Below are 14807 nucleotides of genomic sequence, written 5' to 3'. Positions count from 1 at the left end.
GTGATGTGACGCGCGCGTCCGTCGCTAGCAATCGGGTCATGGCGCCCGATCGCAGCATCCGTCTCCGACGTGAAGCGTGGGGATTCGCCATCGGATCCCTCTGTTTTGCCGTGGGCGCTGTTCCGTTCTACGCCCAGGCGGTCGGGCCCGTGACCACCAACGTGACCTTTTTCGTCGGGGCCATCTTCTTCACGCTGGCGGCGTTGATCCAACTCGCGCTGAGCGGGCGACTCCCTCCGCGGGGAGGAACTGATCGAGCGGACGGTTGGGACTGGTGGGCAGCCGCCGTCCAGTTCGCAGGGACGCTCTTCTTCAACCTCAGCACCAGCGAAGCGCTCATCACGGCCGTGATCAGTCAGACGCGGGTGGCCAGCGGCTGGCGTCCCGACGTGTTCGGCTCGATCTGCTTCTTAGTCGCAAGCGCCTTCGCCGTGATCGCCACCACCGATCGCGATGGCCCCTGGGCTCCCCGGAAACAAACCTGGTGGAGCACCTGGCTGAACATGCTCGGATCGGTCTTCTTCGGCATCTCCGCGGTCGGCGCCTTCGTCATCCCCTCGACAGGCGATCTCGCCAGCCTCTTCTGGGCAAATGCCGGCACCTTTCTCGGCGCCCTGTGCTTCCTCGCCGCGGCCCTACTCAGCCGATCCGCCATGCCCGCCCGTCCAGCACCACAGCCCCACCTCTGAATAGTCCGTCACCAACGTCTCAGCCGAGTACACCTAGATGCGGCGTCGTCTTCCCGGCGTTACAGCGGCTCCGACGACCGCCGCCTTCGCGACCGGGGATGGCCCCGGGCTGACCGCCGAGGCGACGACGGCGGTTTTGGCGACGGGCGCGCCGACCACGCCGACCCGTCCGATTCGTGCTGCTCTCAGTGGCATCTCATGCTCCTGATGATTCGAGTGCGTCGTCTGCCTCGAGCGAGGCGATGATCGCTTGGATGGGGATGCGACCGTTGGCGATGAGCTGACCGCCGGCTTGCCGTGCGGCGGACGCGAACGGCGCCGCCCAGACGTTCTCGTAGACGAGCACGCCCGCGACGCTGCCCGGGTCCATCGCATTCGCGAGCTTCTCGACGTCTTCGGCAGCCAACAGTTCCGCGAGTTCGGCTTCGAGCTCGACAAGATCACCGAGGTCTCCGGCATCCGCAAGCTCTGAGGCGTCGACGACGCCGTCCTCATCCTTGGTCAGGATGATCGCGTCGATCACCCTGATCGTTCCCGCCTTCACCAGGCGGAGCAGCTCTTCCGCCATCTCGCCCGTGAAGTTCTGATGCCCCGCCGGGAACTCGATGACGAGAAAGTCAACTGGTCCCAACTTAGATAGATCGTGTTCAGTCATTGGTCCGCCCTCCTAATCGTGTGCAGAAGGGCTCCTGCGCACATTCCCATGGTCCGCGCCGCGCGTCCGTCGTGCGTCACCCTTTCTGCGTGATTGAGGCCCTCAGCCAGCAGGCGACAATGAGCCTCTAGCGCACGCAGCGGAAGCCAATGTGGGTGGTCGCCGAGTCCTCGGTCTGCGAGGTCCGCGCGGCTGGTCGGTATCTGAGACAGTACTCAGGTGCGCAGAGATGCGAGCCGCCTTTGAGCACGCGGCGAGGCTCGGCGCTGAAACCGCTGCCGGCGCCAAGCAGCAAGTTCTCCCGACCGCCGGAGTCAACTCCGTGCGCTCCGGGAATGACGTGCCGGGGCGTCCACTCGTTGGACGTCCACTCCCAGACGTTCCCGATCATGTCGAATAGGCCATACCCATTCGCTGGGAAGCTCCCGACGCGCGCCGTGCCGACCCAGCCAGCTGCACCCTCGTTCCGATACGGGAACGCGCCCTGCCAGGTATCCGCCATCAGTCGCCCGTCGACGCGCGGCTCGTCGCCCCACGCATAGCGGCGACCGACGAGACCGCCCCGCGCGGCCCACTCCCACTCGCTTTCCGTGGGGAGGCGTTTGCCTGCCCACTGCGCGTATGCAGCGGCGTCGTCATATGCGACTTGGACAACGGGATGCCGCATCCGGTCCTCGATCGTCGACCCAGCGCCTGCCGGCGCTCGCCAATGCGCGCCCGGCTGCCATCGCCACCATTCTCGCCAGTCGTTGAGATCCACCGGCCCTGCCGTCGGAGTGAAGACAAGCCCGCCTGGGACGAGGGATTCCAGATCGGCGCCAGGGAATTCCGCCGGATCGAGGGGGCGCTCAGCGACCGTGACGTAGCCGGTCTGGGAAACGAAGCCCGCAAAGTCCGCGTTCGTGACCGGGTGCTCATCCATCGCGAACGCCGCAATCTCGCGTTCGTGTACGGGACCCTCTTCGGGATAGAACTCGTCGGATCCCATGAGGAGCGTGCCGGAAGGTATCTCAATCACGGTGGCATCCTCTCCTCATCTTCATTGGCGAGCCATCGCAGCTTTCATCTGAGCCTCGCTGTCTTCGATGGTTTCGCCGCTGACGTCGACGGTCACGTGGTGGATGGTACCGGTGAACGGGAATAGTCCTTCGTAGTCGGGGGTGATCGGTGATCCGGGATTGGCGCCGCAGGTGAGGGCGCCGGGGTTGAACATCGCCGGTGTGGTGTAGGGGGCATCGGCCTCGCCGACGAGTGCGCCGTCGACGTAGAGCTGCATGCGGCCGGGAGATCCCTTCCCATTCGCAAGGGAGAGTTCGCCGGTGGGTTCGAATTCGTACCGCAGGGAGTGGTTCCCCGAGGGGACCGCATCGTTCGACTCCACTCGGAAGTACTCCCGTGCGACATAGTTGTGGACGTAGTGGAGCTTGCCGTCCTGCAGGAACAGCGTGTAACCACCAGCGGCCGATCCCTGGCACACGAGCACGCCCTCGGCGCCGTGTTCGGGGATCTCGACATCGGCGGTGATGCTGTGTGGACGGTTCAGCACCTTGGGGGCGGCGAAGTACGGAAGCGACTGGGTGCCCGGGTAATAGACGTAGGAGTCGCGGGGCGCGGCCAGCAAAGGCTTCTCGCTGATCATGCGGGTGAGCGCGCTGCCGTCGACGGGCATCACGTCGTACTTGCCTGCCTCGACGTACCATCTGCCGATCATCGCGATCAACAGGTCGCGGTGATCGGCGGCCACGTCGTGGTTCTCCGCGAAGTCCTCGGCGACGTGGTACAGCTCCCATCCGGTCGCGTCGAGCTTGCTGAGCGTCTCGGCCGAGATCGGCGCGCCGAACGGAACGCCCGCTTCCGAGAAGGAGGCGCCCGGCCACGGGCAGACCGCTCGCCACCCGTCGTGGTAGATGGAGCGGTGACCGAACATCTCGAAGTACTGGGTGTGATGGTTCGTCTCGGCTGCCGCGTCGTCAAGGGTGTGTGCGAAGCTCACGCCCTGGATCGGTGACTGCGGGACGCCGCGGATTGTCGACGGCGCGTCGAGTTGCAGCAGGTCGAGCACCGTCGGCACCATGTCGATGATGTGCGCGTACTGCGTGCGGACCTCGCCCTTCGCCCTGATCCGGTCCGGCCAGTGCACGATGAACGGATCGGATGAGCCGCCACGGTACGTCTCCCGCTTCCACCGACGGAACGGCGTGTTGCCCGCCCACGTCCAACCCCACGGGTAGTGGTTGAAGTGCTTCGGCCCACCGATCTCGTCGATGACGGCGAGGCTCTCCTCGACCGGCTCAGGCGCGTTGTTGAAGAACTGCGCCTCGTTCGTCGTGCCGGTGAGGCCGCCCTCGGCGCTGGCTCCGTTGTCTGACACCACCATGATCAGCGTGTTGTCGAACTCGCCGATCTCCCGGAGGAAGTCGAGCAGCTTGCCGATGTGGTGATCGGTGTGGCTCAAGAACCCGGCGAACACTTCCATCTCGCGTGCGTACAGCCTCCGCTCGTCGTCGCTGAGGGTGTCCCAGCCCGGCACGTCGGGGTCATGGCGCGACAACTCCGTGTCGACCGGAACGATGCCCAGCTCCTGCTGCCTGGCGTGGGTCCCGGTGCGGTACGCGTCCCAACCGTCGTCGAACTTCCCGGTGTACTTGTCGGCCCACTCCTTCGGCACATGGTGCGGCGCATGCGTGGCGCCCGTGGCGAAGTACAGAAAGAAGGGCTTGTCCGGGTCGATCTGCTTGGCATCGGCCACGAACCGGCTCGCCTTGTCGACCAGGTCGGGGGTGAGATGGTACCCCTCCGCGGGCGTCGCCGGCGGCTCGACCTGGTGGTTGTCGTAGATCAGGTCCGGATTCCACTGGCTGGTGTCCCCGCCGAGGAACCCGTAAAACCGTTCGAAGCCGCGGCCGAGCGGCCATCGGTCGTATGGCCCGGCCGCCGTCTCCTGACTGCTCGGGATGAGGTGCCACTTGCCTACCGCGTACGTGTTGTACCCGTGCCCGAGCAGGATCTCCGAGAGGTACCCGTTCTCAAACGGCACGATGCCGTTGTACCCGGGGTAGCCGGTGGCGAGCTCGGTGATGCACGCCATCGCGTTGCTGTGATGGTTGCGACCCGTGATCACGCACGACCGACTCGGCGAACACAACGCTGTGGTGTGCATGTTGTTGTACCGCAGCCCGTTTGCCGCCAGGGCGTCGAGGTTCGGCGTTTCGATGGGGCTGCCGAAGCAACCCAACTGCCCGAACCCGGTGTCATCCAACACGATGAACAGCACGTTCGGCGATCCCTTCGGGGCACGTGTCCGCGCGGGCCACGCCGGACTCGACTCCTCTGCGGTGCGACCGACCACCCCTGTGAACGCGGTACCTTCTGGGTATTCGACAACCGACATGACGTGCGCTCCTCTTGTGCAGTGACCTCGTTACACACGATGTGTACTCCGCACCCGTTCGTCATCACCCGGATCGTGTGATTGTTTGGCAGCGGGCCTCAGGTCAGTTCCCAGGGTCCCTACTGGGTGGATGGTGCGCACCACGGTGGATTTCCTGCAAGCGGGCATGGCCCGGCGAGTCGGGGTCGTCGACGATCGGCTGGTCCGCCATGAACAGGCGAATGAGGTGGGACAGTTCGCCCGGGTGACTGAAATTGATGGCGTGCGCCGCACCCTCGACCATGACCACCAGCACGTGGTTGTCGGTGCGGCCGGCAACCTCCTGAACGCGGGCGGGGCTCGGCATCAGCGGATCCCGGTCGCCGATGACAACCAGGGTCGGAATGTGCAGCTCGAGCAGCCGGTCGAGCGACGGGTATTGAGTAAGCGCCCGGAAGAGCTTGAACGTGCTGGGAACACCGAATCGCAGGTAATCCGGAACCGCCACACGCGCCATCCGAGTCGGCTCGCGCACACCGTCGCGAGCGAGCTGCCCAACGGCGCGGCGTAGAGGCTGGTTGTACACACCACCGGCCGGCGACACGAGGACCGCACGCTTGAGGCGCTCAGGATGTCGATACGCGAACTCCAGGATGACGGGGCATCCCATCGAGTTGCCGACCAGCGTGGCCGATTCGACCCCACGATCGTCGAGGAATCTGGCTGCGGCGTGCGCGAGATCGGGGACGTCGAGGGCATCGGCCGCCTTCCCGCTTCGTCCGAACCCGGGGAGGTCGGGAACGAAGGTGTGAAAGTCGTCGCTGAGCCGTTCGGCCGTCGGGAGCAGGTACCGGCCCGAGAGGCCGAAGCCGTGCAGGTGCATCATCACCGGAGCGTCCGGTGGCTCGGGCGACTCGCGGTAGAAGACGTCGATTCCGTCGATCGTGGTCCATCGCTCAGCCAGGCTGGACGCCGGGCGCTTGGGGGTTCGCCTATTGACTCCCATGGCTAGTTCAGCGCGGACGTAAGTCGGGCCATGCCGTCGAGGAACGAGGCCTTCGCCGGCTCGCGACGCCATTGTTCGAGGGTGAGTTCGCGGCTGGCGTCCCGGTAGCCCTGCTCCACCTGGCGCATGCCTGCGACGAATGACTTCCCGAGGACCATCAGCGAGACCTCCATGTTGAGGCTGAACGACCGGATGTCCATGTTGCTGGAGCCGATCACCGCGATGTCGTCGTCGATGGAGAAGTGCTTGGAGTGCAGGATGAAGGGCGCCGGGTACAGGTAGATCTTCACCCCGGCTTCGAGCAGGGCATCGTAATAGGACCGCTGCGCGTGGTAGACGAGTCCCTGATCGCTGATCTCGGAGACGAACAGCTGCACTTCCAGCCCTCGCTGGCAGGCGGTGGTGATCGCGTAGACCATTGCCTCGTCGGGGACGAAGTAGGGGCTGGTGAGGATCACCTTCTCGTTAGCGCCGTAGATCAGCGATAAAAAGAGCCGCAGATTGTTTTCGGTCTGGTATCCCGGGCCGGACGGTACCACCTGGCACACCACCGCATCGGGTGACGTGTCGCGGGCGAGCTCCGACACGAGAACGTGCTCGGTGTCGATGAGGTTCTCGTCGGTCTCGATGAGCCAGTCCGAGAGGAAGACCGCGTTGACGGATGCCACGACCGGCCCGGTAAGCCGGGTGACGAGCTCCTGCCATTTCAGGCCGCGTTTGATGTTCTTCTCGGAGTTGTACGTGCGGTCGACCAGGTTCTGTGAGCCGAGGAACGCGACGATCCCGTCGACCACGACGATCTTGCGGTGGTTGCGCAGATCGGGCCGCTGGTATTTGCCCTTGAACGGCATCACCGGAAGCATCCACTCCCACTTCACCCCGATCCGATCCAGCTCGGCAAACGTCTCCTTGCAGTGGGGCATCCTCGTGGAGGAGACGTGGTCGGCGAGCAGTCGCACGCTCACACCGCGGGCGACCGCGCGTTCCATCGCGGAGAAGAACCCTCGAGTGGTCTTATCCCAGGAGACGATGAAGAACTCCACGTGCACGAACTTCTGTGCCTTTTCGACATCCGCTGTCATCGCATCGATCGACGACTGATAGTCCCCGAACAACGTTGAATCGTTGCCGCCGAGCGCCGGCAGCGCCGTGAGCTTTTCGTTCTGCTGCGCGACGCGCTGGAACCACCTGGGCCAGGAGGACTCGTCAGCGATGACGCTGCTCTCCGCGACAACGCGGTCCTCGATCAGCGCATCGATTCGTGCCTGCTCCTGCATGCGCTTCTTCGGCAACCGGAAATTGCCGATCACCAGGAACAGCAGTATCCCGATGAACGGGATCAGGAAGATCGCGAGCAGCCACGCCATCGCCGCCGTTGGCTTTCGACCTCTCGGGATGATGAAGAGAGCGGTGATCTTGATGGCCAGGTCGATGAGGAACCCCGCCGCCCAGATTCCGCCCGTTCCAAGCACTGGGTCCATGTTTGAGCCTCTCGGTGCCACATGCGGAGGATGGAGGTGCTGGCCGATCCACATCCACCCGCTGTCAGCGCGCGAGTGCCTTCGACTTGAGGGCATCGAACTCGGCCTGAGTGATCGCACCGGAGTCGAGCAGCGACTTTGCCGTCGCGATGTCCTGTGACGGCGACGATGCCCCAGCCGTCGAGCGGATGTACGCATCCTGCTGCTCCCGCATATCCCGAGCCTGCGCCATCCCACGCTTCTGCATTCCTGAACCGCGTGCGATCACGTAGATCAGCGCGGTGAGGAACGGGACGAAGATGAGGAAGATGATCCAGATCGCCTTCACCCACCCGTTCAGGGTGCTATCGCGGAAGATGTCGCCGAGGATCGAGAACAGCACCATCAGGTAGGCCGTGAAGACGAAGACCCAGAAGAACCACGAGACCCAACTCCAGAAATCCATGGCGTCACCAATCGTCCGTGAACGAATCCGGCGCGCGCGCTCTGTGCGCCCGCGCCCTCCATCAGGCTAGGAGCGCAATGTCGTGGCAATCGTCACCCCGGCGGGGTGAGATTGGTGTCGATCAGGCCGTTGGGGGCGGCGGATTGTGTGCGTGAGATCGCCCGGTCGCACCCTTGGCCTCCAGGCGCGTCAACCGTAGGCTCGTCCATCAGGTAACTGAGAACGGAGGAACCGAGAATGCATGAGAATGCTGGCGATTCATCCACACAGGAACTGCTCGTGGATTTCATCATCTCGCTCGACGGGTATGCATCCGCAGAGGGTTGGCCAGGCTGGTGGGGGCTGGAAGGCCCCGAGTATCTGCGCTGGCTCGAGGAGCAGCCCGAGAACGACTACACGATCTTGATGGGGGCGAAAACCTACCGCCAGATGGCGGGGTTCGCCGCGCAGAGCGCAGAGTCAGAATCGAGTTTCACGACCGACGAGGAATCCAGTATCGGCGGGATTGCCCAAGCGCCCAAAGTGGTCTTCTCCTCGACCCTGAAACCACCGTTCGCCTTGCCCAACACCGAGGTCGTCAACGCAGACGCGGTCGAGGCGGTAGCGGAGATGAAGCGAAGTGGGACGAAGCCTATGCGCACGATCGGTAGCCTGAGCCTGAGCCGAGCGCTGCTCGCGGCGGGGCTGGTGGACAGATTCCGGGTGGTCGTCTTTCCGGTGATTACCGGCAAGACCGGCAGCGAGCGCATCTACGACGGCTACCCGGATGTCGCTCTCGAGCTCGTCGAGAGTCGGACCTTTGACGGGCGTCTGCAGTTGCTCGACTACATCCCCACGCTGCTCACCGGTCCGCCGGGAGCACCCGCCGAGCGGTGACTGCACGCAGGAACCACTAATCACCGATCGATGCGCACCACCGAGTACTCGGTGTCGGGCGTCGGGGGAGTGTCGAAGCGCGCGTTCGGGAGGTAAAGCCCGTCGCGGAACTTCGCGATTGTCGTCGGCACTTGGAAGTCGGAATCCGTGCGCTGGTCGACGAGTTCGCCGCTGGTGCCTGCTGCATCGAGGCGGATGACGGCGACCGTGTTCAAGAAGTTCTGTACGACGTACAGGGTGCGTCCGACGACGAGCAGCCCGTCGCCGTCAGTGAGCACGACACCGCCCAGGTCAACGACCGTGGCGTCGCCGGTCTCGGGATCGACGCGGAACAGGATGCCGGTGTTCGTTTGGATCACGAGGAGTGCTTCGTGGTCAGGGGTCTCCGCGATGCCGTTGGCATTGAAGCCCTCCTGCTGTACCCAGTCGCCCGACAGCGGGACGACCTCGATCGCATCCGACTCCGGGAGCGCGCCGTCCTTTCCGAGGGGGAGCTTGTAGAGCTGCGCCTGCTGACTGTCCGTGAACCATGCGGCGTCGCAAGTCACGACGACATCGTTCACGATCGACGGCGCGCTGGTGAGGGTGTAGCTCTCCAGGAGGTCGCCGGTGTCGGCATCCACGACCCGCGCCTCACCGGTGGGCCCGCCCGCGATGAACAGCCGACCCTGGTCATCGATCTTCAGGCCGACCGACGGCGTGCCAGGACCCTCGAGGGTCGTGATCTCCTCGCCGCTGCGCACATCGAAGACGTAGACGTCGCCGTCGACGAGTGAGCCGACGTATCCAGTGCCGTGATGGTCGATCGCGATTCCCTCTGGCTGGAACCCGTTGGGCAGTGCGATCACATCCTCGGAGTGACCGGGCGGTGCATGCGGTGCGGCGAGGACCGCGGGCGTTCCTGATACGAACAGGAGAGCGCCCAATGCGGCGGCGGACAATGTACGCGCGACCATGCGACCGGACATGGGGCCATGCTACGTCCGGATTGGGCCCCTGTTAAGGGGTTTAACCGGCCTCTCAGGCGTTATTCACCGGCGAACGAGACGAGTCGCCCATTTCACCCCAACCGAGTGATGGCCCCAAATGCCAGCGGTGGTTCTATCAGGAGAGATTCCCCACTTTGGATAGGAGCCGAGAATGGCTGAAGCAGATGGTGTTTTCCTCTTCATCGGCACGTACCCGAGCGAAGCGGCGGCGCGAGTTGACTACGACGTAGTCAAAGAGTTGCACTCGGCGGGCGCGGTTGGTACGTACGACGCAGGGGTTGTCACGAAGGACGACAAGGGCAAGGTGCACGTCAACAAGGACGAGATGGCGACTCGCCACGGAGGTTGGGGCGGTGCCGCGGCCGGTGCGGTTGTGGGACTTCTATTCCCTCCGGCTGTAATCGGCACTGCGCTCGTCGGCGGCGCTATCGGCGCAGCGAGCGGCCACCTCTCGCGTGGAATCTCACGCTCCGACGTCAAGGAACTCGGGGACCTCATTGATGAAGGTCAGGCCGCGTTGCTTGTCATCGGTGAGACTACGATTCAGAAGGCGATTGACAAAGCCGAGTTGAAGGCAGAGAAGCGCGTGGCGAAAGAACTCGACGTGAAGGCGTCCGACGTGGATGCCGCGATAAAGGGCGCCGCAGGCGAGGTCAGCTGACGGGACGCCGGGTGAGGGTCGCCGCGCCGGTTCCTATGCGCTAGCTTTTCGAGCAGCTGACAAATTCTGGGGGACATCGATTGCGAAACCATGCCGTTGCGCCGGTCGTCGTGATCTCCGTCGCCGTGCTCCTCTCCGGGTGCGCCGTCACGCCATGGAACGCGCTCAACGACGATGAGCGTCGCGACCTGCGGGACAACTCAAGCGAGTACCAGCAGGACGTGCTCGCCGACCTGCACGTGACCGAGTCCGAGTACCGCCAGTCAGTGAACGACTACCGCGACTGTGTGCAGGAGGCTGGTGCCGACGCGAGCGAGGTGCGGGCCACCCAGGGAACCGAGCTTGGCTTCGAGTACTCCTTTCATGCGGCGACCGAAGCGGATGGCGACGTCACCCAGCGGGCAGCCGACGCTTGCCTCATTGAGTACCACGACGCAATCGGCAGGGTCTGGGTTTCCCAGGGCACCGCGCTGACCTGAGCTCGGCGACCGCACCGTGCGGGTCGAATGTCACCCCCGCAAGGTGATGAGAAACAGTCTCAGGCCTCGTTAGCGTCGCCTACATCCGGGCAGGGTGCAGCGACCGTTCTGAAGGACGAGGTTGGCGATGGCACAGGATTCGCACGCAGCGGCGCGAGGCCGGTTCGAGCGGTGGTTCGAGGCCGAGGTCGTTCAGCCAATCGCCGATTTCCAGAACCCGCGGCAGGAGTGGCGACGACTCGCGTCGGAGCTGTTTGGGACGTTCCTCCTGGTGCTCGTCGCCGCCGGCGGCGGAATGATGAGTCAGGCCTTTCCCGACACGATCAACAGGACCGCGGCCGTCATCGCACCCGGGCTGATGGTGATGGGGATCATCCTGTTCATGGGCAAGGTGTCCGGCGCCCATTTGAATCCGGCGGTGACGCTCGCGTTCTCGCTGCGCGGGGACTTCCCGTGGCGGCGCGTGCCCGCCTACATCGTGGCGCAACTGATCGGCGCGACGCTGGCCGCCTGGTTCCTGTACGCGGTGATCGGAGTGTCGGCGTCGTACGGGTCCAACTATCCGGCCGACGGGTACTCGTCGTTCCAAGCGTTCGTGATGGAGGCCGTCCTCACGCTCGGACTCGTCAGCGTGATCCTCGGCACGGCGTCCGGCGCGCAGAACATCGGCGTCGCCGGCGCGGTCGGAGTCGGCGGTTACATCGCACTCGCCGGGCTGTGGGGCAGCCCGATCTCGGGGACGTCGATGAACCCGGCGCGCACATTCGGCCCAGACCTTGTCGCGCTGGACTTCACCGACTACTGGGTATATATCGCGGGACCCATTGTGGGTGCAGCCCTTGCCGTCGGTTTCGCCTTCGTGCTGCGCGGGTACGGCGGTGGCCGCAGCGGTTCGGCTGCGGCTCAGGGCGCACTCGAGACCGAGGTCGAACGTCCCGACAAGGCGTGACGGCGCCGTCATCGCAAACCAGTCACTGACGCCCAACTATTGGCGTCTTTCTCGTGTTCCGATAGCCTCACCACCATGACAACCCTCAATGGTGATGGTTCTTCGTCTTACCAAGCGGACCCGGCTGACACATTGTCGACGGATGTCGCGGAAGCGGGCGTGCCCCGCCGACAGTTGGCCGTGCTGTGGTGCTTCGCCATCGGGGTGGTTGCTGCGCTGATCGGAATGCTCCCGTGGCTCGTCACGGGTATGCGCTTTCCGTTGGAAAAGCTATTGGGCACTTCCCCCAACGCCGAGGCAACGCCCGCAGTGGTTCAGATGTTCAGCCAGTACATGCTCACCCTGATCGGCGGACTGATCGTGACCGGCTCAGCGATCGCAGGGGTCGCGGCTCGGGCAACTCGGGCCCGCCACCCACGGCATGGCCTCCGGGCAGTACTACTGGGTGTGCTCCTCGTCCAGGTCATCGCCGCAGCTCAGATCACCGTCGTCATCATGACGGGTCTGCAGGGGAGCGCCGGGGCAGGTTCCACTCTCGCTGCCCTGGTCACAGTCGTACTCGTCTCTCTCCTGATCGGCATCCTGGTCGTGCTGCTCATCACCAAATCGCCGGTACCGGGCGCAACCATCGGCTTGGGCATCGCGGCAATTGCCGCGGGGATCTGGGCGGACGCACTGGTAGCTCCTTTCGGCATTATCTCCGATGAGCTCACCGCGTCGAGGCTCCACAACGTTCAATGGATTCCCGCGGTGATCGTTGGTCTGGCCATCGCCTGGGCGGGCTACCGTACGGTGGGTCGGGTCAGCGCTGCTGTCGCTGCGTTGCTGATCTTGTGGATCGCGCGTGCCGTTTTCGTCGGGGTCCGCGTTGCCACTGACATGCTCGCGGGTGCGTCGGGTGAGATACTCAACTATGGCCTGGAATCGATCGTGATGGTGCTGTGGCCTCCGGGCGTGGCGCTTCTGCAGTTGATGGTCGCGGTCACTGTCGCGGCGCTCGGCTGGTTCATCCGATTCCTGCTTCGTTCGCGGGCGAATGCCGCGGCGCAGGCCGGCGCCGAGTCCCGATAAACGTCTTCCGTGACCCGATCAGGCGTGGTGTCATGAGGGCATGATGCGGATCGCGATCATCGGAGCGCCGTTCGACGGGTACGGTCGAGCGGGACACCAGGCCATGGCCGCTCAGGCCATAAGAGACGCCGGCATCTCGGCGGCGTGGGCGCCCCTCGAAACGGCCACGGACGAAGACCTACTCCTTCCCGCGCAGACCCCCGAGCGCGGAACGGCCACCAAGCTCATGAATGAGTCAGCGCTAGTGGCCATGACGCAGAACCTCTCGATGGCGGTAGCTCGGGCTGCGACATCCGACACATTTCCCTGCGTCATCGGCGGCGACTGCTCGGCCCTGCTCGGCATCATGGCCGCAGTCCACGGGCGGCCGGGTGGCGTCGGACTACTGGTGCTCGATGGCCACGAGGACACGATGCCGCTCGACGTGTCCGAAGACGGCGAAGCGGCAAATGTCGAGATCGGCCTTCTGTTGGGATTGACGGGCAGGACGATGTCCGGTCCGCTTGCCGGGCTGGTGCCGACCATGGCTCCGCAGCGGCTGGCAATGCTTGGCGCGCGCGATGACTCCTGGCGGCGGAGGTTCAATGTCGCCTCGGTCGCAGGCCTTGGCGCCTATGCGCGGGACGCCACGGCCGTCGCCCTGGAGCCCGAGCATATCGCTCGCGAGGCCGCAGCGTTTGTCACCCGCACGAGCCAGAGTTGGTGGTTGCATGTCGACCTCGATGTCCTTGACCCCGAGCACTTTCCGGCACAACGCGTGCCGGGCGCTCCGGACGAACCGGGAGGGCTCACCCCCGACCAACTCGCCGCCGTCATGGTCTCGGCGGCACAGCATCCGGGCCTCGTCGGCCTCAGCATTGCCATCTACGACCCTGACCAGGACGTCGACGGGGCCGGTGCGCGAACCATCACCCTTCTAGTTCGGAAACTCGCCGCGGTGCTCGCCGAGCAATAGGGGCTTACTCGATAGCCTCGGCCGCATGGCACCCCTCGACGATGGCGGATCTCCGGCGCACGACACGGCAGCTGGCACGCTGGCATCGGATGTCGCGGAGCAGGAGGCCACCCCTCAGCGGTGGGCCGTGGTCTGGTGCTTCGGCATCGGAGTGGCCTGCGCGCTGGTCGGACTGCTTCCCTGGTTCCTGACCGGCATGCGTCTTCCGCTGCAGAACCTGTGGGCGACGTCGGCCAGTCCCGAGTCGATGCCGATCGTGCTTCTGCCGTTCAGTCAGTACATGCTTGCCCTGATTGTGGGACTCATCGTCACCGGCTCAGCGGTCGCGGGCGTGGTCGCTCGCGCGACGCGGGAGCGTCACCCGAAAAATGGCCTGCGGGCGATCCTTGCCGGTGTGCTGCTCGTGCAAATCGCCGCCGCAGCCCAGACGGCTGTCGTCGTCATGAGCGGCCTGCAGCGCAGTACGTGGGCGGATGTCTACCTCGCCGCGCTGATCGCCGTCACCGTCGTCTCTGTGGTGACCGGCATCCTGATCCTGTTGCTGGTTGCGAAAGCGCCCGTGGCGGGCGCGACCGTCGGGCTCGGCCTCGCCGCCGTTGCCGTCGGGCCGTGGGTGAGCCTGCTCGTGTTTCCGGTCGGCTCCGTGCCGAGTGACCTGACCTCGTGGATGCTCAGCATCGTTCGCTGGGTTCCCGCGCTGATCGTCGGTGTGGTGCTCGCGTGGGCGGGGTTCCAGACGGTTGGCCGGATCATCGCCGGTGTGGGTCTCTTGCTGGTTCTGTGGGTCGGTCCTGCCGTCTTCACGGCCGTGAGCGCGGCGGCCGGAACCCGGGTGCTCGCGGGCGATCCAAGGGGGATGCTCGAGTTTGGCTTGCAGGTGTTCGGGGGTGAGCTGTGGACGCCGGAACAATCGCTTCCGCCGCTGATCCTCGCGGTTATGGTCGCGGTAGTGGGCTGGTTCGTGCGACGCCTGCTTCGTGTGCGGCGAGAGGCCGGCGCGCAGACGTTGCACCCATAGTTCCGAGGGGATCGCCTAGTCCCGAGGGGTTCGCCATCGGGAACGTGCCGACTCGCGTAGAGGCCGCTGTTCAGTCACAATTTCCGCGAAACCCCGCGAAATGCGCGTCGCTGGACTACCGTGTGCCTCAAGACCCTGCGGGGACTCGACGCTCCCGCGGGAC

General features: G+C 64.9%; 16 protein-coding genes. 8 read left to right on the top strand and 8 right to left on the bottom strand.

The genetic code is table 11. The features are described 5' to 3' along the window. Positions 1-38: 38 nt before the first annotated feature. Positions 39-689 (top strand): YrhK family protein, encoded by a 651-nt coding sequence (locus HCT51_RS11725; RefSeq protein ID WP_166874402.1) that lies wholly within the window; start codon positions 39-41, stop codon positions 687-689. Positions 690-722: 33 nt separating this feature from the next. On the opposite strand, the gene HCT51_RS11720 is transcribed toward HCT51_RS11725, so the two are convergent. The 7 genes from HCT51_RS11720 to HCT51_RS11690 form a co-directional block, all read right to left on the bottom strand. Beyond that, the gene (locus HCT51_RS11720) at positions 723-884 is read right to left on the bottom strand and encodes a hypothetical protein (protein ID WP_166874397.1); all 162 of its coding nucleotides are present in this window, start codon (positions 882-884) and stop codon (positions 723-725) included. 1 nt (position 885) lies between these two features. Continuing rightward, a complete protein-coding gene (locus HCT51_RS11715) occupies positions 886-1344 on the bottom strand; it encodes a DUF6325 family protein (protein WP_166874394.1) in 459 nt (152 codons plus the stop codon). A 127-nt stretch (positions 1345-1471) separates the two neighbouring features. After that, the gene (locus tag HCT51_RS11710) at positions 1472-2362 is read right to left on the bottom strand and encodes a formylglycine-generating enzyme family protein (protein ID WP_166874391.1); all 891 of its coding nucleotides are present in this window, start codon (positions 2360-2362) and stop codon (positions 1472-1474) included. A 21-nt stretch (positions 2363-2383) separates the two neighbouring features. Further along, positions 2384-4735, bottom strand: a complete 2352-nt coding sequence (locus HCT51_RS11705) for an arylsulfatase (protein ID WP_166874388.1) — start codon at positions 4733-4735, stop codon at positions 2384-2386. A gap of 103 nt (positions 4736-4838) precedes the next feature. Then, complete coding sequence (locus tag HCT51_RS11700; protein WP_166874385.1) at positions 4839-5720, bottom strand: alpha/beta fold hydrolase; 882 nt, start codon at positions 5718-5720, stop codon at positions 4839-4841. Between the two features lie 2 nt (positions 5721-5722). Next, positions 5723-7201 carry a cardiolipin synthase gene (cls, locus tag HCT51_RS11695; protein WP_166874382.1) on the bottom strand — a complete coding sequence of 493 codons (1479 nt, stop codon included), beginning with the start codon at positions 7199-7201 and terminating at the stop codon, positions 5723-5725. 64 nt (positions 7202-7265) lie between these two features. Beyond that, positions 7266-7646 carry an SHOCT domain-containing protein gene (locus tag HCT51_RS11690; protein WP_166874378.1) on the bottom strand — a complete coding sequence of 127 codons (381 nt, stop codon included), beginning with the start codon at positions 7644-7646 and terminating at the stop codon, positions 7266-7268. Between the two features lie 237 nt (positions 7647-7883). Between HCT51_RS11690 and HCT51_RS11685 the strand changes: the two genes are divergently transcribed. Then, positions 7884-8522 (top strand): dihydrofolate reductase family protein, encoded by a 639-nt coding sequence (locus tag HCT51_RS11685; RefSeq protein WP_166874375.1) that lies wholly within the window; start codon positions 7884-7886, stop codon positions 8520-8522. A gap of 20 nt (positions 8523-8542) precedes the next feature. On the opposite strand, the gene HCT51_RS11680 is transcribed toward HCT51_RS11685, so the two are convergent. Next, positions 8543-9490: an NHL repeat-containing protein gene (locus tag HCT51_RS11680; protein ID WP_224760466.1), complete on the bottom strand. Its 948-nt coding sequence runs from the start codon at positions 9488-9490 to the stop codon at positions 8543-8545. A gap of 172 nt (positions 9491-9662) precedes the next feature. Between HCT51_RS11680 and HCT51_RS11675 the strand changes: the two genes are divergently transcribed. From HCT51_RS11675 to HCT51_RS11650, 6 genes are all read left to right on the top strand, one after another. Beyond that, entirely contained in the window at positions 9663-10172 is a 510-nt protein-coding gene (locus tag HCT51_RS11675) for a DUF1269 domain-containing protein (RefSeq protein WP_166874373.1), read from the top strand. Between the two features lie 80 nt (positions 10173-10252). Further along, entirely contained in the window at positions 10253-10651 is a 399-nt protein-coding gene (locus HCT51_RS11670; protein WP_166874370.1) for a hypothetical protein, read from the top strand. A 127-nt stretch (positions 10652-10778) separates the two neighbouring features. Continuing rightward, positions 10779-11600: an MIP/aquaporin family protein gene (locus tag HCT51_RS11665; protein WP_166874367.1), complete on the top strand. Its 822-nt coding sequence runs from the start codon at positions 10779-10781 to the stop codon at positions 11598-11600. 75 nt (positions 11601-11675) lie between these two features. Then, complete coding sequence (locus tag HCT51_RS11660; RefSeq protein ID WP_166874364.1) at positions 11676-12671, top strand: hypothetical protein; 996 nt, start codon at positions 11676-11678, stop codon at positions 12669-12671. Between the two features lie 40 nt (positions 12672-12711). Continuing rightward, positions 12712-13626, top strand: a complete 915-nt coding sequence (locus tag HCT51_RS11655) for an arginase family protein (protein WP_166874361.1) — start codon at positions 12712-12714, stop codon at positions 13624-13626. Between the two features lie 25 nt (positions 13627-13651). After that, positions 13652-14644, top strand: coding sequence for a hypothetical protein (locus HCT51_RS11650; protein ID WP_166874357.1), 993 nt, complete (start codon positions 13652-13654; stop codon positions 14642-14644). Positions 14645-14807 lie beyond the last annotated feature (163 nt).

This window comes from Salinibacterium sp. ZJ450 (assembly GCF_011751885.2).
Lineage (GTDB): Bacteria > Actinomycetota > Actinomycetes > Actinomycetales > Microbacteriaceae > Ruicaihuangia.
The sequence above is the reverse complement of the archived record's forward strand: the minus strand, read 5'-3'. Positions and strand labels throughout refer to the sequence as shown.

What these genes read in the sequence shown, in the direction of transcription:
- HCT51_RS11725 (WP_166874402.1), top strand. Translation starts at nt 39, where the DNA reads ATGGCGCCCGATCGCAGCATCCGTCTCCGACGTGAAGCGTGGGGATTC.
- HCT51_RS11720 (WP_166874397.1), bottom strand. Translation starts at nt 884, where the DNA reads ATGCCACTGAGAGCAGCACGAATCGGACGGGTCGGCGTGGTCGGCGCG.
- HCT51_RS11715 (WP_166874394.1), bottom strand. Translation starts at nt 1,344, where the DNA reads ATGACTGAACACGATCTATCTAAGTTGGGACCAGTTGACTTTCTCGTC.
- HCT51_RS11705 (WP_166874388.1), bottom strand. Translation starts at nt 4,735, where the DNA reads ATGTCGGTTGTCGAATACCCAGAAGGTACCGCGTTCACAGGGGTGGTC.
- HCT51_RS11700 (WP_166874385.1), bottom strand. Translation starts at nt 5,720, where the DNA reads ATGGGAGTCAATAGGCGAACCCCCAAGCGCCCGGCGTCCAGCCTGGCT.
- cls (WP_166874382.1), bottom strand. Translation starts at nt 7,201, where the DNA reads ATGGACCCAGTGCTTGGAACGGGCGGAATCTGGGCGGCGGGGTTCCTC.
- HCT51_RS11690 (WP_166874378.1), bottom strand. Translation starts at nt 7,646, where the DNA reads ATGGATTTCTGGAGTTGGGTCTCGTGGTTCTTCTGGGTCTTCGTCTTC.
- HCT51_RS11685 (WP_166874375.1), top strand. Translation starts at nt 7,884, where the DNA reads ATGCATGAGAATGCTGGCGATTCATCCACACAGGAACTGCTCGTGGAT.
- HCT51_RS11680 (WP_224760466.1), bottom strand. Translation starts at nt 9,490, where the DNA reads ATGTCCGGTCGCATGGTCGCGCGTACATTGTCCGCCGCCGCATTGGGC.
- HCT51_RS11675 (WP_166874373.1), top strand. Translation starts at nt 9,663, where the DNA reads ATGGCTGAAGCAGATGGTGTTTTCCTCTTCATCGGCACGTACCCGAGC.
- HCT51_RS11665 (WP_166874367.1), top strand. Translation starts at nt 10,779, where the DNA reads ATGGCACAGGATTCGCACGCAGCGGCGCGAGGCCGGTTCGAGCGGTGG.
- HCT51_RS11660 (WP_166874364.1), top strand. Translation starts at nt 11,676, where the DNA reads ATGACAACCCTCAATGGTGATGGTTCTTCGTCTTACCAAGCGGACCCG.
- HCT51_RS11655 (WP_166874361.1), top strand. Translation starts at nt 12,712, where the DNA reads ATGATGCGGATCGCGATCATCGGAGCGCCGTTCGACGGGTACGGTCGA.
- HCT51_RS11650 (WP_166874357.1), top strand. Translation starts at nt 13,652, where the DNA reads ATGGCACCCCTCGACGATGGCGGATCTCCGGCGCACGACACGGCAGCT.